At 54.8% G+C, this 20668-nt stretch carries 18 protein-coding genes and 1 riboswitch; of the genes, 15 read left to right on the forward strand and 3 right to left on the reverse strand.

What is annotated here, in order from left to right; all coding sequences use genetic code 11:
• Nucleotides 1–12: 12 nt before the first annotated feature.
• The gene (locus tag DI14_RS15345; protein WP_152545881.1) at nt 13–249 is read right to left on the reverse strand and encodes a hypothetical protein; all 237 of its coding nucleotides are present in this window, start codon (nt 247–249) and stop codon (nt 13–15) included.
• 140 nt (nt 250–389) lie between these two features.
• On the opposite strand from DI14_RS15345, the gene DI14_RS07215 reads away from it, so the two are divergent.
• The 4 genes from DI14_RS07215 to DI14_RS07230 all read left to right on the forward strand — a co-directional run bounded on the left by DI14_RS07215 (nt 390) and on the right by DI14_RS07230 (nt 6127).
• Complete coding sequence (locus DI14_RS07215) at nt 390–2675, forward strand: bifunctional 2',3'-cyclic-nucleotide 2'-phosphodiesterase/3'-nucleotidase (protein ID WP_235193419.1); 2286 nt, start codon at nt 390–392, stop codon at nt 2673–2675.
• A gap of 170 nt (nt 2676–2845) precedes the next feature.
• Nucleotides 2846–4288 (forward strand): carbon starvation protein A, encoded by a 1443-nt coding sequence (locus DI14_RS07220; protein ID WP_034807039.1) that lies wholly within the window; start codon nt 2846–2848, stop codon nt 4286–4288.
• A gap of 92 nt (nt 4289–4380) precedes the next feature.
• Complete coding sequence (locus DI14_RS07225; protein WP_034807041.1) at nt 4381–5052, forward strand: hemolysin III family protein; 672 nt, start codon at nt 4381–4383, stop codon at nt 5050–5052.
• Between the two features lie 157 nt (nt 5053–5209).
• Nucleotides 5210–6127: a proline dehydrogenase family protein gene (locus DI14_RS07230; protein ID WP_034807043.1), complete on the forward strand. Its 918-nt coding sequence runs from the start codon at nt 5210–5212 to the stop codon at nt 6125–6127.
• Between the two features lie 304 nt (nt 6128–6431).
• Here the strand turns inward: DI14_RS07230 and DI14_RS07235 are convergent, their stop codons facing one another.
• Nucleotides 6432–7334 (reverse strand): SDR family oxidoreductase, encoded by a 903-nt coding sequence (locus DI14_RS07235; RefSeq protein ID WP_034807045.1) that lies wholly within the window; start codon nt 7332–7334, stop codon nt 6432–6434.
• A 213-nt stretch (nt 7335–7547) separates the two neighbouring features.
• Here DI14_RS07235 and DI14_RS07240 point away from each other — a divergent pair, with 213 nt between their 5' ends.
• From DI14_RS07240 to gcvH, 6 genes are all read left to right on the forward strand, one after another.
• A complete protein-coding gene (locus DI14_RS07240; protein WP_034807046.1) occupies nt 7548–9959 on the forward strand; it encodes a 3-hydroxyacyl-CoA dehydrogenase/enoyl-CoA hydratase family protein in 2412 nt (803 codons plus the stop codon).
• 19 nt (nt 9960–9978) lie between these two features.
• Nucleotides 9979–11151, forward strand: a complete 1173-nt coding sequence (locus tag DI14_RS07245; protein WP_034807047.1) for an acetyl-CoA C-acetyltransferase — start codon at nt 9979–9981, stop codon at nt 11149–11151.
• Between the two features lie 13 nt (nt 11152–11164).
• Entirely contained in the window at nt 11165–12949 is a 1785-nt protein-coding gene (locus DI14_RS07250) for an acyl-CoA dehydrogenase family protein (protein WP_034807048.1), read from the forward strand.
• A gap of 83 nt (nt 12950–13032) precedes the next feature.
• The gene (locus tag DI14_RS07255; protein ID WP_235193420.1) at nt 13033–13761 is read left to right on the forward strand and encodes a hypothetical protein; all 729 of its coding nucleotides are present in this window, start codon (nt 13033–13035) and stop codon (nt 13759–13761) included.
• A gap of 46 nt (nt 13762–13807) precedes the next feature.
• Nucleotides 13808–14161, forward strand: coding sequence for an arsenate reductase family protein (locus tag DI14_RS07260; protein WP_034807050.1), 354 nt, complete (start codon nt 13808–13810; stop codon nt 14159–14161).
• A 48-nt stretch (nt 14162–14209) separates the two neighbouring features.
• Nucleotides 14210–14593, forward strand: coding sequence for a glycine cleavage system protein GcvH (gcvH, locus tag DI14_RS07265; RefSeq protein ID WP_034807051.1), 384 nt, complete (start codon nt 14210–14212; stop codon nt 14591–14593).
• Between the two features lie 40 nt (nt 14594–14633).
• Here gcvH and DI14_RS07270 read toward each other — a convergent pair whose 3' ends face one another.
• Nucleotides 14634–15686 carry a PTS transporter subunit IIC gene (locus DI14_RS07270; protein ID WP_034807052.1) on the reverse strand — a complete coding sequence of 351 codons (1053 nt, stop codon included), beginning with the start codon at nt 15684–15686 and terminating at the stop codon, nt 14634–14636.
• A 184-nt stretch (nt 15687–15870) separates the two neighbouring features.
• Between DI14_RS07270 and DI14_RS07275 the strand changes: the two genes are divergently transcribed.
• From DI14_RS07275 to DI14_RS07295, 5 genes are all read left to right on the forward strand, one after another.
• Nucleotides 15871–16128 carry a thioredoxin family protein gene (locus DI14_RS07275; protein ID WP_034807055.1) on the forward strand — a complete coding sequence of 86 codons (258 nt, stop codon included), beginning with the start codon at nt 15871–15873 and terminating at the stop codon, nt 16126–16128.
• A gap of 455 nt (nt 16129–16583) precedes the next feature.
• A riboswitch (SAM riboswitch) is annotated at nt 16584–16689 on the forward strand.
• Nucleotides 16690–16767: 78 nt separating this feature from the next.
• Nucleotides 16768–17796, forward strand: a complete 1029-nt coding sequence (locus DI14_RS07280; RefSeq protein WP_034807057.1) for a methionine ABC transporter ATP-binding protein — start codon at nt 16768–16770, stop codon at nt 17794–17796.
• Complete coding sequence (locus tag DI14_RS07285) at nt 17786–18448, forward strand: methionine ABC transporter permease (protein ID WP_034807059.1); 663 nt, start codon at nt 17786–17788, stop codon at nt 18446–18448. Before DI14_RS07280 ends, DI14_RS07285 begins: the two co-directional genes overlap by 11 nt.
• 30 nt (nt 18449–18478) lie before the next feature.
• The gene (locus tag DI14_RS07290; RefSeq protein ID WP_034807061.1) at nt 18479–19309 is read left to right on the forward strand and encodes a MetQ/NlpA family ABC transporter substrate-binding protein; all 831 of its coding nucleotides are present in this window, start codon (nt 18479–18481) and stop codon (nt 19307–19309) included.
• 100 nt (nt 19310–19409) lie between these two features.
• Nucleotides 19410–20624 (forward strand): MFS transporter, encoded by a 1215-nt coding sequence (locus DI14_RS07295; protein ID WP_034807063.1) that lies wholly within the window; start codon nt 19410–19412, stop codon nt 20622–20624.
• Nucleotides 20625–20668: the final 44 nt, after the last annotated feature.

Raw genomic sequence — 20668 nt, forward strand, 5'->3', positions numbered from 1 at the left:
TTTTTCGTGTACCTATTCAAACGGAGTATAAATACGGTCCGTGTCCGTGTCTAAGACGAAATCGATGCTCATCTCGTCTGAACCTGGAATCCGATCAAAGCGATGGAGCCGACAAAACATGTCCGGAAAGTCTTGTATATCCGTCACCCCGTCTTTCGTTTGTCGATACATTTCCCTCATTCTCTGTTTGGAGCACTTCTTTCCGCTCAAGTAAACGCTCCCCCAATAGCCATCGATTTCAATAATCAACGATCCCACTCCTCGCGAATGATGTACTTTCATCATAGTCAAAATCTCCGTGAATTTTTACAAAAAATAATGGTGACGTTTACAATCGGGTGGTATAGTGAAGGAGGTTAGGCCATTTTTTTTAAAAAGGGGAAATAAACATGAAAACAGCCTTGAAATGGACGATTGCGACGGCACTCGTATTGCCGGCGACGTTACCGCTGCACGCACCGAACGTACTCGCGTCAGAGGACGTCGTGAAGCTCCGCTTCCTAGAGACGACGGATCTACATACGAACATCACGAACTACGACTATTTCCAAGACAAAGTCGACAACACGATCGGCTTGACGAAAGTCGCGACGCTCATCAAACAGCATCGCGCGGAAGCCGGGGCAGACAACACATTCCTGTTCGATAACGGGGATACGCTTCAAGGGACGCCGTTCGGGGATTACGTGCGGGAAGTGCACCAAAACAACCCGGGTACGTTCGAGCATCCGATGTACAAGGCGATGGCGGCACTTGATTATGATGCGGTCACGCTCGGGAACCACGAGTTCAACTTCGGACTCGAGTTTTTATACGACGTGATGGAAGGGTCGAAAGGGAAGCTTCGTTTCGTCACCTCGAACGTCAAGGATTTAGAGGGAAATCCAATCGTGTCGAAGTTCAACGTTGACGGACAAGAGGTCCAAATCATCGAGCGGACGGTCACGGATACGGACGGGGAGACCCATACGATCAAAGTCGGTGTGTTCGGCGTCGTGCCACCGAAAATCATGTCGTGGGACTCGGGGAACTTGCAAGGCCGCGTGACGGCGGAGAACATCATCCCGTCGGCCCGTGAAGCCGTCAGTAAATTGAAAGCGCAAGGCGCGGACGTCGTCGTCGCCCTCGCGCACTCAGGAATCGGCGAAAGCGCCGCCCTCGCTGACGAGCAACGTGACGACGAAGAGAACGTCGGCTACGCCCTCACGAAAATCGATGGGCTCGACATGGTCATGACCGGTCACCAGCATGGACGCTTCCCGGACGCGAACGGTATGTTCGCATCGTTCCCGAACGTCGACATGGCGAAAGGGACGATTAACGGCAAGCCGGTCGTCATGGCGAACAACCAAGGGAAAGATTTAGGCGTCATCGACTTCGAACTCGAGAAAGTGGACGGGGCATGGCGTGTCCTCGATGCGACGGCCAAGCTCGACACGATCACGGCGAATACGCCGGTCGATGCCGAGATTCAAGCGCTCATCGAAGACGACCACCGGGCCACGATCGAGTACATCAACCGTCCGGTCGGCGAGATTCAAGACGACATCCAAAGCTATTTCGCGCTCGTCCGTGACGATTCATCGGTGCAGTTCGTGACGAACGCGCAGAAATGGTTCGTCGAGAAAGAGCTCGAGACGAACCCGGACCTCGCCCCGTATAAAGGGTTGCCACTCCTCTCAGCCGGTGCGCCGTTCAAGGCGGGCGGACGCGAGTTGACGGATGCGGGCTACTATACGAACATCCCGAAAGGTCAAATCGCGCTCAAGAACGTGGCGGACTTGTACGTCTATCCGAACACGCTCGAAGTCGTCAAAGTGACCGGACAAGACGTCATGGACTGGCTCGAGATGTCGGCTGGCGCTTACAAAGAAGTGAAAGCGGATGGGGAACCGCTCTTGAACCTCGCGTTCCGCAGCTACAACTTCGACATCTTGGATGGCTTAACGTATGAGATCGATGTGACGGGTCCAGCGAAATTCGATGTCGGCGGCAAACTCGTCAACGCTTCGGCGAACCGCGTGAAGAACGTCGAATATAACGGTAAGCCAATCACGATGGACCAAGAGTTCTTGGTCGCGACGAACAACTATCGTGCTGGATCGTCTTCGTTCCCAGGCCTTAACGGCGGCAACAGCATCGTCTATCGTTCGGCATACGAGACACGGAACGTCATTTCGGACTACATCATCGCCAGCCGTGGTGCCGTCGATTATAAAGCCGATGACAACTGGAAAGTCGTTGCCGACGCGAAACGCCTCGCGACGTTCGAGACGGCGGACGCTGGCAAGCAGTACGTCGACCTATACGAAAGCATCGAAGCGATCGACGCGACACGTGCGGACGCGGCCGGACGTCTCTTCCGATCGTACACGATCGCACTCGATCCGGTGACGGAAGCCGAGCAAGTCGAGCTCGTCCTCTCGGTCGACACGATCAAGCCGGGTGCGAAAGCCGTGACGGGTGTCACGACGGCGAACGCGACCGTCACATTGAAAGACGGAAAGCACGTTCTCGCGACAACGAAAGCGAAAGCCGATGGCACGTATGCACTGTCTGTGAAACCGCTCAAGCTTCGCCAAACGGTGACGGTCGTCAGTGAACTCGACGGTCAAACGAAAGAAGAAACGAAAGTCGTCGGAGCCGGCCATGTCGGTGTCCCGGCCCTTCGATAAGCAATGAATGAGCCCTCAGTTTTGAGGGCTTTATTTTGTGTCAAAAAAGTGAATGAAACCCCTTACATAAATTGTGGAAGTGCTATATAATCAACAATGTAATCGGTTACATAGAATATGTAAACCAATGGGCCAACGGGGCCACATACGTAATAAAGGGGACAGCAATCATGGTTACATTTTTTATCGCCATCGCGATCCTACTAATCGGGTATCGCATTTACGGCCGTTACGTCGAGAAGACGTTCGGCATCAAGGAAGAGCGGACGACGCCCGCTTACGCGTCACAGGACGGCATCGACTACGTGCCGATGGGCAAGAAACGGAACTCGATGATTCAGCTGTTGAACATCGCCGGCGTCGGGCCGATCTTCGGGCCGATCATGGGGGCGCTCTACGGCCCGGTCGCGTTCCTTTGGATCGTCTTCGGGTCAATCTTCGCCGGGGCCGTGCACGACTATTTGACAGGGATGATCTCGCTTCGTAACAACGGGGCGCACTTGCCGCAGCTCGCCGAGAAGTTCCTCGGCCGCTCGCTTCGCCATATCGTCAACGGGTTCGCCTTGCTCTTACTTCTCTTGGTCGGGACGGTGTTCGTCACGTCACCGAGTAACATGATTAACAACTTGTTCGGTGGGGACGCGTCGACGCTCATCTTCGTCATCTTCGTCATCTTCGCTTACTACATTTTGGCGACGCTCCTCCCAGTCGATAAAATCATTGGCCGCATCTACCCGTTCTTCGGTGCGCTCCTGTTGATTAGCGCCGTCGGCATCGGGGTCAGCCTGTTCGCACAAGGGTACAAGGTTCCAGAGATGTCACTGACGAACATGCATCCGGACGGCCTTCCGATTTGGCCGCTCCTCTTCTTCACGATCTCATGTGGGGCGCTCTCTGGCTTCCATGCGACCCAGTCGCCAATCATCTCGCGGACGACGATGAAAGAAAGCAACGGACGCTCGATCTTCTACGGTATGATGATCGTCGAAGCGGTCATCGCGATGGTATGGGCCGGTGCGGCCATGGCCATCTTCGAACCGGGGGAGCTTCTCGGGATGATTCAAGCGGGCACACCAGCGCTCGTCGTGCAAGAAGTGGCGACGCTCATGCTCGGTAGCATCGGCGGCACGCTCGCCATCCTCGGTGTCATCGTCTTGCCGATCACGTCAGGCGACACGGCGTTCCGTAGCGCTCGGATGATCATCGCCGACTACTTGAAAATCGCACAGAAGAAGTTCTCGTCACGCCTTTGGATCGCGCTTCCGCTCTTCGCCATCTCGTACGTGTTGACGAACATGGACTTCCAGATGCTCTGGCAGTACTTCAACTGGGCGAACCAGACGACGGCCGTCATCGCGCTATTCGTCGGGGCGATGTACTTGTACATCAAGGGACGCAATCACTACATCGCGCTCATCCCGGGCACGTTCATGCTGTATGCGGTCTGGTTCTATATCTTGACGGCGCCAATCGGCTTTAAGATGGACGGACCGATTTCGTACGTCATCGCCACGATCGGTACGATCACGTTGCTCGTCCTGTTCCACTTGCGCGCACGGGCGATGCGGGCACAGAACATGGAATGTGACGTTCCGGTGAAAGAAGTCGCATAACGAATCGACATGGGCCCTCGTGGCCTATGTTTTTGTTTGCAACGAAATCGGGAAATGACCATACTAGAGGAATACAGAAAGGTGGGACCCGAATGGAACAAGAGAAGTTAAAAGAGATGCTCCATGCCGATACGCTCGGGGAAGAGATCGCGAGCGCCGTCACGCACGGTCTCGGGGTCATCTTCAGTATCGTCGCCCTCGTCTTACTCGTCATGAGTGCGACCGAGACGGGGAGCACATGGAACGTCATCGCGGTGAGCGTCTTCGGGGCGTCGATGATTTTACTGTACCTCTTCTCAACACTCATGCACGCGATCCCGCACCCGCGGGCGAAGCGTGTGCTTCAAGTGTTCGACCATGCGGGGATTTACTTACTCATCGCCGGGAGCTACACGCCGTTCGCGCTCGTCTCGCTTCAAGGCAGACTCGGTTGGACGCTCTTCGGCATCGTCTGGGGCGTCGCCATTCTCGGCATCGTCTGGAAGCTCTTTTCGACGGGGAAATACATGTGGGTATCGAACGTGACGTATCTTGGCCTCGGTTGGATTTGCATCATCGCGATTCGCCCGCTCTATGAGTCGCTCGGCCATACCGGGTTCATGTTGCTCCTCGCCGGTGGGATCGCCTATTCGGTCGGGATCGTGTTCTACGTATGGCAGAAGCTACCGTTCAACCATGCGATTTGGCACTTGTTCGTCCTTGCCGGAAGTGTGTTCATTTTCCTCAGCATTTTGCTATACGTCGCGCCGACGACACACCTATGAAACGGACGTCCGAAAGGGCGTCTGTTTTTTTGAAAAGTTAGGCAATAAACTGCTGGAAACGGTTACAAAAATACAGACGAATGGACGTTTGTATGTCATAATAATTTCAGACATCGTCATAGAGATAGATGGGTGTAAACGTAAGGGGGAAAAGCAGATGGAAAAAGTGTTGCGCGATGGATTTATTTACATGTCTCAAAACAAAACACTCAACAGTTTGGCTAAAAAATACGGACTTCGGTTCGGTGCTTCACGCTTTGTGGCGGGGGAAGATTTCAAGACGTCGGTTCCGACGATTCGCGAATTGAACGCGAAAGGATTGTCGGTCACGGTCGACCATTTGGGGGAGTTCATCACGACGGTCGAGGAAGCGACCGAAAATCGGGATGAGATTATTCGGGCGATCGAGATCATGGCAGAAGAGAAACTCGACGCATACATGTCGCTCAAGCTGACGTCACTCGGGTTTGATATTTCCGACGAGTTGATTGAAGACAACATGCGTCAAATCTTGACGGCGGCGCAAGCCGTCGGTGTGTTCGTCGCCATCGACATGGAAGACGAGCCGCGCTGCGAGAAGACGCTCGAGTTGTTCAAAAAATTGAAAACAGACTTCGAGGGCCTCGGGACGGTCATCCAGTCGTACTTGTACCGTTCAGAGGATGACATCAACCATCTCGCACCGCTCAAGCCGAACCTTCGCATCGTCAAAGGGGCGTACAAAGAGCCGGCGACGGTCGCCTTCCCAGAGAAAGAAGACGTCGACCACAACTATTTGAAGCTCGTCAAACTCCATCTCGCGAACGGGAACTACGCCTCGATCGCGACTCATGACGACCACATGATCGATGCCATCATCGAGCATGTGAAACTGAACGACATCCCGCTCGACCAGTTCGAGTTCCAAATGCTGTACGGCATCCGCGTCGAGCGTCAACTCGAGCTCGTCCGCCAAGGCTATAAAGTCCGTGTCTACGTGCCATACGGCCGTGACTGGTACGGCTACTTCATGCGCCGCCTCGCGGAACGTCCGGCGAACGTGGCGTTCGTGTTAAAAGGCATGGTGAAAAAATAAAATGAGCACGAACGTCCGTTGCGGGCGTTCGTGCTTTTTGATGCTCGGTAAAATGAGTCCTTACGGCACCCATGCTTTCAGCAGGCAATCCCGAAGCCTCCTCGCGCCGATATCGGCACTGCGGGGTCTACGTTGGATTGCTTTCCTGCATGAGTCAGGGTGCCGACGGACGCATGCGATCACAATCCGACGCCAACGTGATCGTCCTTGGGCGCACATGAATGCTATGAGGTGCGGGCAGGCGCCGAAAGGACGCACCGTACAAAAAGAAGCCTCGGCAAGTGAGCCGAGACTTCTTGAGACTTTATCCGTTCACGACCGTCCCGCCGTTGACGTGGATGACTTGTCCACTGACGTACGTCGAGTCGTCACTTGCGAGATAGACGTAGGCCGGGGCGAGTTCCGCCGGTTGGCCCGGACGCTTCATCTCGGCCGAGTCTCCGAACGAGGCAACTTTGTCCGCCGGGAACGTCGCCGGGATGAGCGGTGTCCAAATCGGACCTGGTGCGACACCGTTCACGCGAATCTTCTTCTCGGCGAGGTTACTCGCGAGTGCGCGTGTGAACGATGTGATCGCCCCTTTTGTCGACGAGTAGTCGATCAATTGGTCGTTCCCTTGATACGCTGTGATTGACGTCGTGTTGATGATGCTCGCGCCTTCGTTCAAGTACGGGAGGGCGGCTTTCGTCAAATAGAACATGCTGAAGATGTTCGTCCGGAACGTCTGCTCGAGCTGTTCGTCCGAGATGTCGAGGAGCGACTCTTGTGGATGTTGCTCGGCGGCGTTATTGACGAGGATGTCCAAATGACCGAACGTCTCGAGCGCCTGTTTGACGACGTCTTGGCAAAACGCCGAGTCGCCGACGTCCCCTTGAAGTAAGAGACACGCTTGACCGAGTTCTTCGATCCGCTCTTTCGTCGCCTCGGCGTCTTCGAGCTCGTTTTGATCTTTATAGACGATGACCGAGTTCGCACCTTCATGGGCGAAGAAGATGGCGACCGATTTCCCGATGCCGGAGTCGCCGCCTGTGATGATGGCGACTTTATCTTTTAACTTCTCGCTTCCTTTATATCCTTCACGCTCATAGATGGGGAACGGCTCCATCTTCGAGTCGATGCCCGGCTGATGGGCTTGCTCTTGGCCGTCCTTCTTGAACGATTCAAAATCTTTTCGACTTCCGACTGTGTTTAAACGATTGTCACGCATGTGTACATTCCCCTTTCTAAAATTAACTCTTTGTGTCTATACCACTCAACTCAAAAATTAATCGTTATTTCGTGAAATGGAATGAATTTGAAAAATGCGGGCTTGCGAATGAATGTTCATTCATTTATGATAGAAGAGTAAACACGATGGTGATTGCGATTTTTTTTACGCTTGAAATGAATCACTATTCATTCTCATTGAGGGGGGAACAATATGACGAGTCACATCGAACAATCAGCCGACCTCCGTTTGACGAGCAACATTCGTTTTGCGGTCGTCATCGGTTCAGGAGTAATGGGGGCGGGGATTGCGGCTCACTTGGCGAACGCGGGGATTCGTTCGCTCATGCTCGACATCGTACCACGGGAATTGACGGCGAAAGAAGAAGCGAAAGGGCTCACGCTCGAGTCACCGGAAGTACGGAACCGCATCGCATCCGAGAACCGTCAGAAGCTGTTGAAGCAAAACCCGGCACCGCTCGCGACACCGGAACACTTGAACTTCATCGATGTCGGCAACTTAGAAGATGATCTCGAGCGCTTGAAGGAAGCCGACTGGGTCATCGAAGTCGTCGTCGAACGGCTCGACGTGAAGCAACAGCTGTTCGAAAAAATCGCACCTTACATCCGTGAAGACGCGGTACTCAGCTCGAACACGTCCGGCATCTCAATCGAGGCGATGGCGAGCGTGTTGCCGGAAGGCTTGAAGACACGTTTCCTCGGGACGCACTTCTTCAACCCGCCACGTTACTTGAAATTGCTCGAGCTCATCCCGACGGAGAAGACGGCGCGCCCGGTCATCGACTTCATGGCCCGCTTCGCCGAGGACCGTCTCGGGAAAGGTGTCGTCGAGGCGAAAGACACGCCAAACTTCATCGGGAACCGCATCGGCACGTACGGTCTCCTCGTCACGTTCGAAGAGATGCTCAAACAGAACGCCTCGATCGGTGAGATGGACTCAATCACCGGACCGCTCATCGGCCGCCCGAAATCAGCGACGTTCCGTACGCTTGACGTCGTCGGCATCGACACGTTCGTCCACGTCGCCGGAAACGTCTATGAGACGCTCGAATCGGGCGAAGAGAAGGACACGTTCGACGTCCCGACGGAGATGAAGACGCTCGCCGAGAAAGGTTGGATCGGACAGAAGGCCGGCCAAGGGTTCTATAAGAAAGACGGCAAAGTCATCCAAGAACTCAATCTCCAGACGTTCGAGTACGAACAATTGAAAGCGATTACAGGTCCGGAACTCGACCAAATCAAGTCACTCCCGGGCTCGAAAGCGAAGTTGAAAGGTGCCATCTTGAACAAAGGACGCATCGGACAACTGCTCTGGCCGGTGACAGCGAAGACACTCGTCTACTCGGCTCGCCTCACAGGCGAGATCAGCGACACGATCGTCGCCATCGACGACGCCATGAAGTGGGGCTTCGGCTGGAAGTTCGGCCCGTTCGAGACGTGGGACGCGCTCGGCGTCGAGAAGTCGGTCGCACGCATGAAAGAACAAGGTTACGACGTCCCGGCGTGGATCGACGAGATGCTCGCTGCCGGACACACTTCCTTCTATAAAGGGGACCAGTATTACGACCAAGCGTCTCAGACGTACGTCGAGAAGACCGTCAACCCGAAAGAAGTGAAACTCGCACCGCTCGCCAAGTCGAACGGCGTCGTGCTCGAGAACGGTGGGGCCCGCCTCATCGACATCGGCGACGATGTCGTCGCACTCGAGTTCACGTCACCGAACAATGCGATCGGTGTCGACATCATGCAGATGATCGAGCAGTCCATCGACCTCGTCGAGACCGACTTCAAAGGACTCGTCCTCGCCAACGACGGCAAGAACTTCTGCGTCGGGGCTAACCTCGCGATGATGCTCATGGAAGCGGAAGACGAGAACTGGTACGAGCTCGACTGGATCATCAACAAGTTCCAACAAGTCGTCCAAAAGATTCGCTACGCCGCTCGCCCGGTCGTCGTCGCGCCTTACGGTATGACGCTCGGCGGCGGGACGGAGATCAGCTTGCCAGCCGCACGCATGCAGACGGCGCTCGAGACGTACATGGGTCTCGTCGAAGTCGGCGTCGGCCTCATCCCAGGCGGCGGCGGGAACGTCAACACGTATCGTCGTTTCTTGGAGCAGACACCGAAGGCGATGCAAAACATCGAGAAAGCGGCGCAACAGACGTTCGAGAACGTCGCCATGGCGAAAGTGTCGAAATCGGCGTTTGACGCCAAGACGCTCGGCTATCACCGTGCGGTCGATGGCATCTCGATGAACCGCGACCACTTGACGTTCGATGCGAAACAGACGGTGCTCGGTCTCTACGACGGCTACACGGCACCGGTTCGTGAGAAGTTACCGGTCGTCGGACAGACGGGGAAAGCGACGCTCGAACTCGCGGCGTACGAGATGTTCTATGGCGGCTATATCTCCGAGCATGATTTGAAAATCGCGAAAAAACTCGCCCACGTCATCAGCGGCGGCGATTTGGCATACGGCACGATGGTCGACGAGCAATACTTCCTCGACATCGAGCGCGAGGCGTTCCTAAGCCTCATCGGGGAACCAAAATCGCAGCAACGGATGCAACATATGCTCGTCAAAGGCAAGCCACTTCGGAACTGACAAAAGGGGGATTTCACAGATGAGGGAAGCAGTCATCGTGGCCGGCGCACGAACGCCGGTCGGAAAAGCAAAACGGGGGTCGTTCCGAAACGTCCGCTCGGATGAACTCGCGGGTCACGCGATTAAAGCGACGCTCGAGCGGTCCGGCTACAAAGGGCCCATCGACGACGTCATCATGGGATGCGCCATGCCGGAAGCGGAGCAAGGGATGAACATCGCCCGTTACGCTGCCGTCCGGGGCGGCTTGTCGCATGAAGTACCAGCCATCACGATCAATCGCTATTGCTCGTCGGGCTTACAAGCGATCGCCGACGCGGCAGCGAAAATCATGATCGGTCAAGCGACGGCGGTCATCGCCGGCGGTATGGAATCGATGAGCCTCGTCCCGATGGGCGGACATGTCATCCGTCCGAACCCGACGATCATGGAGACGGCACCAGAATACTACATGAGCATGGGCCATACGGCAGAACGTGTCGCGGCGGAATATAACATCTCGCGTGAGGACCAAGACCGGTTCGCCATCGACAGCCACCAAAAAGCGGCGGCGGCGATCGCCGGCGGCAAGTTCGAAGAAGAGATCGTCCCGGTGACGGTCATCGAGCACGTCCTCGGGGAAGACGGGAAAGTCGCGGAGCGCGAAGTCGTCGTCAAACACGATGAAGGCGTCCGTGCCGACTCGACCGTCGAGGCGCTCGGTAAGTTGCGCCCGGCCTTCAAAATCAAAGGCTCGGTGACGGCGGGGAACGCGTCCCAAGTGTCAGACGGTGCTGCGGCCGTGCTCGTCATGGAGCGCGAAGAAGCGGAGCGACAAGGCTTGAAACCGATGGCGAAGTTCCTCTCGTTCGCGGTCGGCGGGGTCCGTCCGGAAGTGATGGGAATCGGTCCGGTCGTCGCCATCCCGAAAGCGCTCGAGATGGCCGGCGTGAAGCTTGAGGAAGTCGGACTGTTCGAATTGAACGAGGCGTTCGCGAGCCAATCGCTCGGCGTCATCCGTGAACTCGGCATCGACCCGTCGAAAGTGAACGTCAACGGCGGCGCAATCGCCCTTGGACATCCGCTCGGTTGCACGGGCGCGAAACTTTCGGTCTCGATCTTGCATGAGATGAAACGACGCAATGAAAAGTATGGGGTTGTGACGATGTGCATCGGTGGCGGTATGGGCGCTGCTGGCGTCTTCGAATTACTATAAGGGGGAATTGACTATGGAACGGACAGAACACGAATTGATTAAAGGCGGTAGCTTCGTCATCGACGCACTCGACGCGGAGCGTCTCTTCACACCGGAAGACTTCTCAGATGAGCACAAGATGATTGGCGACACGACGGCGAGCTTCGTCGACGACCGTGTCATGCCTGTCCTCGGACGCATCGAGAAACACGAGTTCGATCTCTCGGTCGAACTGTTGAAAGAAGCGGGCGAGCTCGGCCTCCTCGGCGCGGACGTGCCGGAAGAGTACGGCGGCTATCAGCTCGATAAAATCTCGTCATCGATTATCACGGAACGCTTCGCCAAAGCGCGTTCATTCGCCCTCAGCTACGGCGCCCACGTCGGCATCGGGACGCTCCCGATCGTCTTCTTCGGGACAGAAGAGCAAAAGCATAAGTACTTGCCGAAGCTCGCGACCGGTGAATGGATCGCCGCCTACGCTCTCACAGAGCCAGGCTCAGGGTCGGACGCACTTGGTGCGAAAGCGACGGCCGTCTTGAACGAGGCCGGCACACACTACGTCTTGAACGGGGAGAAACAATGGATCACGAACGCCGGGTTCGCGAACGTCTTCGTCGTCTACGCGAAAATCGACGGCGACAAGTTCAGCGCCTTCATCGTCGAGCGTGACTTCAACGGGGTGTCGACAGGCGCCGAAGAACAGAAGATGGGGATTAAAGGCTCATCGACACGGACGCTCATCTTAGAAGACGTCGAAGTGCCGGTCGACAACCTCCTCGGGGAGATCGGCAAAGGCCACGTCATCGCGTTCAATATCTTGAACGTCGGACGCTACAAACTCGCCGTCGGTGCGGTCGGTTCGTCGAAACGTGCGTTCGATCTCTCGGTCCAGTACGCGAATGAACGCAAACAGTTCAAGACGCCGATCAGCCAGTTCCCGCTCATCCAAGAAAAACTCGCGACGATGGCGGCGAACATTTACGCGATGGAGAGCTCGGTCTACCGGACGGGCGGCTTGTTCCAAGACAGCCTCGACGCCCTCGGCGACGACAACATGCGTGACGGCTCGAAAGTCGCACAAGCGATTGCCGAGTATGCGATCGAGTGTTCACTCAACAAAGTGTTCGCCTCGGAGACGTTCGACTACGTCGTCGACGAAGCGGTCCAAATCCACGGCGGTTACGGCTTCATGACCGAGTATGAGGTCGAGAACTTGTACCGTGACTCACGGATCAACCGGATCTTCGAAGGGACGAACGAAATCAACCGGTTGATCGTGCCGGGCACGCTCCTCAAGAAAGCGATGAAAGGCGACTTGCCGCTCCTCGCCGAAGCGCAGAAACTCCAAAAAGAGCTCATGAGCTACATGCCGCAAGAACTTGACGGCTCACCGCTCGCGCGTGAGAAGATGTTGCTTTCGAACATGAAGAAAATCAACTTGATGATCGCGGGCACGGCCGTCCAGAAGTACCAGCAAAACCTCCAGAACGAGCAAGAGATTCTCGCGAAGATCGCCGACATCATCAGCGCCATCTACGCGCTCGAGGCGGCCATCGCCCGGACGGACAAAGCGATCGGCCGTACCGGCGCCGAGAAGAACCAGCAGAAAGTCCGTTACACGGAAATCTTCGCCGAGCAAGTGTTCAAGCAAGTCGAACTCATGGCGAAAGAAGTATTGTACGCAGCTTCGTCTGGCGACGAGCAACGCATGCTTCTCTCGGCAATGAAGAAATTCAGCCGCTATCAGCCGATCAACGTCATCGGCACGAAGCGCGAAGTCGCAGCGAGCCTCATCAAAGCGAACAAGTTTATCGTCTAAACGTAAAGCAGGGTCGGCCGGACGCGGTCGACTCTTTCTTTTTGGCCGAGCTAAACCGTACAATGAGGTCAGGAGGGATGTTCATGAGACGAAATGACTTGTTGGAACGGATGGAAGAAATCGGGCGCGCGGTCGCCGAATATGACGGGACGCTCATGCTGCTCGCGCTCGGCTCGATCGGCCTTGAGACTGACCGGCTCGATGAGTACTCGGACCTTGATTTCTTTTTGATCGTCGAGGACGGACAGAAGGGTCGTTTCATCGACAATTTGGATTGGTTAGAAGTCGCACCGTTGGCCTATCAGTTCCAAAACACGAAAGACGGGCACAAAGTCATGTATGCGGACGGGATTTACGCCGAGTTCGCTGTATTCGACTTGCCTGAGATGCCGTCCATCGCCTACACCCCGGGACGCATCGTTTGGCAACGGGATGAGGCGCTCGAGGCGTTCGCGACGCCGAAAATCGTCACACCGGCGACGGATGTCTCACATTGCTATGAAGAGGCGCTGACGAACCTGTATGTCGGCCTGCTTCGCGAGCGGCGAGGGGAACGGCTCGCAGGATTCGAGCTCATTCAAGTCGCGGCCGTCACGAACGTGTTGAAGGCAAACGGGGAGGCGAGTGACCCGTTCAATCCGACCCGGCGCGTGGAAGTGCAACATCCGGAGATGATCGTGTTTCTCGAGCAAGCGGTCCTCGGATATGGACGGTCCGTCGAAGCGGCGGAAGCGATTTTGGCATACATTGCAGAACGTCATCCGGTCAACGCGACGTTGAAGCAGGAGATTGAGCGCTTGCTTCGGGCGTGAAGTGTTTGAGACGAGTATGCTACATTAACAGAAGAGGTGATGAATCATGGTGACACTATACGGTTATCCACCGTGCAGCACATGTAAAAAAGCAGAAAAGTGGTTGAAAGAGAACGACGTGGCCTATACATACGTCCATATCGTCGAGGCGACGCCGTCGAAAGACGAGTTGGCCGAGCTGTGGAAACAGTCAGGGCTCCCGCTCAAAAAGTTTTTCAATACGAGCGGACAAGTGTATCGCAACGAAGGCATTAAAGATCAGTTACCGAACTTATCAGAAGACGAACAACTCGAGCTCCTTGCAAGCAATGGTATGCTTTTGAAGCGTCCGATTGTAACGAATGGGGAAAAATCGACAGTTGGATTTTCGGAAAAGTCGTTTACAGACGTTTGGGGCTAAGTGCTATAATACACGTGTGAGTCTAATTTATTTGAGGGGGAAGTTAGGATGAGCAAAGTACCTGCCAATTTACGTTATTCAAAAGAACACGAATGGGTTGAAGTGAACGGAAGTGTGGCCCGCATCGGGATCACGGACTTCGCACAGAGCGAACTCGGGGACATCGTCTTTGTCGAACTTCCTGAAGTCGGGGGCACGATTCTAATCGATGAGCCGTTCGGTTCGGTCGAATCGGTCAAGACGGTATCGGAACTCTACGCACCGGTCTCTGGTAAAATCACAGCGGTGAACGAGTCGCTCGCGGATTCACCAGAACTCGTGAACGAAGCACCGTTTGAAGGCGCTTGGATGATTGAAGTGGAATTGAACGACTCGTCTGACGTGGAAAAACTCATGTCGAGCGAAGAATACGAAGCGATGATTCAAGGGTAATAGAAAGGCCGGTTTCTCTTTTGAGAAGCCGGCCCTTTTTTCATTCGAAGTCGAGACGATAATGTTCCGGACGGATGAGCGGCGTCCGGTTGAACAGCTTGAAGAAGAAAATTCCGAGCGCGATCGGGATGAGACCGAACAAGACGATGACGAGCATGACGTTGAAGAGCGCGAAACCGCCCGGCATCAAATGAAGCGCATTGATCGGTCCGATGAGCCCCGAGACACCGAATCCGGCACTGATCGGCGTGCCTTCGATTCGAAGGATACCGGCGAGCGCACCGAGAATGGCCGCGTTCGCGAGCACGGGGAGCATCATGATCGGACGACGGATGAAGTTCGCCATCTGAATCTTCGGTGAACCGAGGAAGTGGGCGATTGACGTGCCGGTCGCGTTCATCTGCCATCCGGCGATCGCGAGCCCGAAACCGGCGGCGACGACACCGAGATTGGCCGCCCCGGCCGCGACGCCCGATAGGCTGATCGCCGTGGCGATCCCGACCGTCGAAATCGGCGAGACGATGATGAGCGAGAACGCCATCGCGATCAAGATGCCCATGACGACCGGTTGTAGTTCCGTCATCGTCATGATGATCGTCCCGACGTACGTCGTGATCTGTGAGATATACGTGAGCAGGAACGCGCCGATGCCTCCGGCGACGACGATGACCGTCATCGGCAAAACGAGTACCGTGTACGTCTTTAAGCGTGGTGACAGTTGCATGACGAGATACGTCGCGAGGGCCGCCGTCACACCGGCCGTGATGACGTCACCGATGCCGGCCATGAGGAAGGTACCTTCCTCAATGCGGATGGCACCGCTCCCGACGTGTGTCGCGATGCCGATCGTCCCGGCCTCGAGCGCCGTGCGGCCGAACTGCATGGCGACGGCGACCCCGATAATGACCGGGAGGAGGCGCATCGCGATCGTCGTCGCGTCTAAGATGAACTGGAGCGACGGAAAATACGGCAAGATGGCTTTCGTCAATTCACCGAGCAATGCGCTCGGAATGAGGGCAATCAAAATGGCAAGGCTGAGTCCGTTCAATACGTTCATCAAGAACTGTTTTCCGGTAAGTCGTTCTTCCGTCATGTTTTCTTCACCTATCCTTCTCTTTTACTGTTATGTACAAAAGCATTAAAGTTATTGACCATACTATGCCTCTTTCAGACGCACGTCAACCAGAAAAATGGAAGTATTCAGAATTTTTTCAAATCGAGCACAACTTTTGAATGTCGGGGCGAAGCTTCTTATAATCAGGAGAGAGGTGAGAAATATGGTGACAGACGGATTGTTATATATATACGCCCCAATGTGTGGTACATGCGCCGTGGCCGAGCGGATGCTCACGGTCGTCGAGGCGGTCGATCCTAATTTAAAGATTGAAAAACGCGATGCGAACTTCATCCCAAACGAGCTGGAAGCGTATCAAGTGATGAGCGTCCCGGCGCTCCTGAAGCTTGAAAATGGCCAAGTGACCGATCGAATCTATGCGTTCCAAAACGTGCAACACGTGCTTTCCTTCGTCAAGTGACGGAGGAACATTAGAATAATCTGAAAATTTTAAATAATCAGTTGACACAGAAAGTTCACGAATGGTATATTCATTACAACATCTTACTTGAACACAAAAATAGGACGCGATTTACTCGCAATCAAGACGTTCAGGCATCGCCGAACCACCCGCTTACGCGATTTTGAAGTGGACCTTCCCTTCGATTGTCCCCCAAAAAAATCAAGCGAAGGAATACAGACCGCGTAGCCGTTCGGTACATGTCAGGATTGGGTGATTGACGAGTAACATCCCCCATATTAAGGATGAATGCTCTGATCGGGCAAAAGGGGTTCATCTATGGGTTGTCCTTCCTGTGACTCAAGGTGCTACGTTCTGTGTCGTCTTCGGACGGCACCTTTTTTTATTTTTTCGCATAAAATAGTTTGACATGAAAATAATATGTCGCTATGATAAGGCTAATCGAATATACAACACTCTTATCAAGAGAGGCTGAGGGACTGGCCCTATGACGCCCAGCAACCGCGGAGCAATCCGAAATGGTGCTAATTCCAGCAAGGTGTATACCTTGGAAGATGAGAGCAATCGTTGTCCGTACCGATAAAGTACGCACGTTTGCTCAAACGTGCGTACTTTTTTTGTTGTCAGGAGGGAAAGGGATTGATTCAACTACGCAATGTGGCCAAATGGTTCGACACGAAAAACGGTCGAGTCCAGGCGGTCGATGATGTGTCGCTTACAATCGAAAGCGGCGAAATTTTTGGAATAATCGGATACTCAGGGGCAGGGAAGTCGACACTCATTCGACTCCTCAACCGGCTCGAGTCACCGTCGAGCGGCACGATCGAGGTGGCGGGGAGCGAACTGACGAAGCTGAGCCCGAAAGAGTTACGCGGGGTCCGCAAAAACGTCTCGATGGTGTTCCAACACTTCAATCTACTCTGGTCACGCACGGTTGCTGAAAACATCAGCTTCCCGCTCGAACTCATCGGCGTACCGGCGAGCGAGCGCAAGCGCCGCGTCCAAGAACTTGTCGAACTCGTCGGGCTTACCGGACGTGAGGACAGCTACCCGTCACAGTTATCGGGTGGTCAAAAGCAGCGAGTCGGGATTGCCCGTGCGCTCGCTACGAATCCAGAAGTGCTCCTCTGCGATGAAGCGACGAGCGCGCTCGACCCGAAGACGACCGACTCGATTCTCGAGTTGCTCGTCGACATCAATAAAAAGCTCGGCTTGACGATCGTCCTCATCACGCACGAGATGCACGTCATCCAAAAGATTTGCCATCGCGTCGCGGTCATGGAAGCAGGCCGAGTCGTCGAGATTGGGCAAGTCGCGGACGTGTTCCAACATCCGGAACAACCGATCACGAAAGAGTTCGTCAAGCAGATCGGCGCGGTCGACGACATGTCGCTCACGTTCGAACACTTGAAGGCGCGCTATCCGAGCGGTCAAATCGTCAAGCTCAAGTTCTTGAACGAGACGGCCGAACAACCGATTCTCTCGAATATTTTGAAGACACACGAAATCGGCTTCAACATCATCGGCGGGAACGTGACGCAGTCGCAAGTCGGCGCGCTCGGGACGCTATTCATTCAACTGATCGGAGAGCCGGCTGAAGTCGAGCGGGCCATCGCCTCAATCCGATCGCAGGCAGTGGAAGTGGAGGTGGAAAGCGATGTTTCCTAACGTAGACTGGGAGATCATGCTCGAGGAGACGTGGCAGACGATTTATATGACGCTCGTCGCCGGTGGCGCAACGTTCGCCTTCGGTCTCGCACTCGGGATCATTCTTTATGTGACGAACGAACCGCTCATGATGAAGAATCGGACGATTTACACCGTCGTCAGTGCGTTCGTCAACGTGTTCCGTTCAATCCCGTTCATTATTTTGATTATCTTGCTCATCCCGTTCACGAAGGTCGTCGTCGGCACGATCCTCGGTTCGACGGCGGCACTTCCGGCGCTCATCATCGGGGCGGCCCCGTTCTATGCACGGATGGTCGAGCTCGCACTTCGTGAGATTGACCGCGGTGTCATCGAGGCGGCCGAGTCGATGGGAGCAACGAAATGGCAAATCATCTATAAAGTCTTGTTCCCAGAGGCGCTCCCGGCCATCGTGTCGGGAATCACGGTCACACTCGTCGCGATCGTCGGTTATACGGCGATGGCGGGCGTCGTCGGTGGCGGTGGTCTCGGTAACTTGGCGTTCCTTGACGGGTTCCAGCGTTCGCGGAACGACGTGACGTTCGTCGCGACCGTCCTCATCTTAGTCATCGTCTTCGTGATTCAATTCATCGGAGACCGACTTGTCACAAGAATCGATAAGCGCTCTGCTTAATCAAATAAAAAACATTTGGAGGGTTCACACATGAAATCATGGAAAACAGTACTCGGTTTAACGGCAGCATCAGCACTCACCATTCTCGCGGCTTGCGGCGGGGATTCAGAATCAGGCGCAGGTGACGACAAGACGCTCGTCATCGGCGCATCGAACGTGCCACACGCAGAGATTTTGGAGCACGTCAAAGATGAATATGAAGCAAAAGGCTACAAGCTTGAAATCACGAAGTTCCAAGACTACGTCCTCCCGAACCGTACACTTGCGGACGGAGAGCTTGACGCGAACTACTTCCAACACGAGCCATACCTCGAGTCACAAATGGCTGAAAACAAAGACTATAAATTCGCATCAGCCGGTGGCGTCCACATCGAGCCGATCGGTGTCTACTCACAAGACTACGCCTCACTCGATGAGCTTCCAGATGGCGCGGAAATCATCATGAGCTCATCGGTTGCAGACCATGGCCGTATCCTCACGATGCTCCAATCAGAAGGCTTGCTCACGCTCGCTGAAGGCAAGACGGTCGACGCGACAGTCGCTGATATCGTCGACAACCCGAAAAACTTGACGTTCAAGACGAACGTTGAAGCGGCTCTTCTTCCGCAAGCGTACAACAACGGGGAAGGCGACGCCGTTCTCATCAACACGAACTACGCAATCGACGCCGGTCTCAACCCGCTCGAAGACGCCATCGCACTCGAAGGCGAAGACTCACCGTACGTCAACTTGATCGTCACACGTGAAGGCGACGAGAATGACGAGCGCGTCAAAGCACTCCTTGAAGTCCTCACATCAGAAGAGACACAACAGTGGATCTTAGAGGAATACAAAGGTGCCGTCGTACCGGTCAACCAATAATGACACGAGGCTCGGGATATCCTGGGCCTTTTTTGTTTGGCGTGGTGTTCTTTCACAAAGAGAAGTACACTATTTATATGTAGGAAAAGGGGGGGGTCGGATGAACATGAGACAGATTCATCCGCTGACGCTAGGCGTCTTGTTCGGTACGTTCTTTGCCCGGCTGTCGACGTTTTTCGTTATGCCATTTTTTGCGATTTATCTCGCGACGCTCGGTTTCTCGGCGAGCGTCATCGGAACGGTGTTCGCCGTCTCGGCCATTTCGGGATTGTTCATGAGCTTCTTCGGGGGGACGCTCTCGGACCGTCACGGACGGAAGCAGCTCATGCTGATCGGCATCGGCTTGAATGCGCTCACGTTCACCGGTTTCGCGCTCGCGACGGAACTCGTTTGGTTTTACATATTTTCCGTGCTCATGGGCGTGTCCCGTTCCTTTTTAGAGCCGGCGTCTCGCGCGCTCATCAGCGATACGACGAAGCCCGAGCAACGTGTCATCGTCTATAACGTCCGCTATTTTTTAATCAACATCGCCGCGGCGATCGGTCCGCTGCTTGCGGTCGTCTTGTCGCTCACCGGGGCGAAGAGCGCGTTCTTCGTCGTGACCGCTGTGTACGTCCTCTATGGCCTCATCATCACGTCGCTGTTCCGGAAGTATCCGTTTGAAGAGAGTGACGCGTCGAAAGCACGACCAAGGCTGACGGAGACGTTCCGGGTGTTACGGGCGGACAAGACGTTTCGTTACGTCATCATCGGGATGATTTTCGCCATCATCGGTTACAGTCAATTCAACTCGACGCTACCGCAGTTCATCGCGTTCCATGACGGATTCAGCGACGGCTCGCGGCTGTTCGCGTACTTGTTGACGGTGAATGCGATCACGGTGCTCATCGTGCAGTATCCGATTATGCGGTTCGGCATTCGCGTGTCGCCAATCAAATCGCTCTTCTTTGGGGTGGCCACGCTGTCGATCGGTCTCCTTCTCATCGGCTTCGCTTCGGAAGTGTGGGTGCTCTTCGTCGCCATGGTCATCTTCACGGTCGGGGAAGTGCTCATGTTCACGATGACGGACGTCTTGACCGACGAACTGGCGCCGGAACATTTACGGGGGACGTATTTTGGGGCGATGGGACTGACGGCGCTCGGGCAATCGGTCGGGCCGATTATCGGCGGACTGTTGCTCGACGGATTTAACAATGCGGCCTTGCCTGTATTTGGGAGTTTGGCCGTTGTCACGGCGTGCGGGGCGTTCTTCTTTATGGGGGCGTTCACGGAGCGGAAAGCAACATTGGCGCTCATCGAGGAAAAAGTTGGATAATATCTTGATTTCTCTATATTCCCATTCTCAATATTTATGTTTTT

The sequence above is a fragment of the Exiguobacterium sp. AB2 genome (genome assembly GCF_000696055.1).
Classification (GTDB): Bacteria; Bacillota; Bacilli; order Exiguobacteriales; family Exiguobacteriaceae; genus Exiguobacterium; species Exiguobacterium alkaliphilum.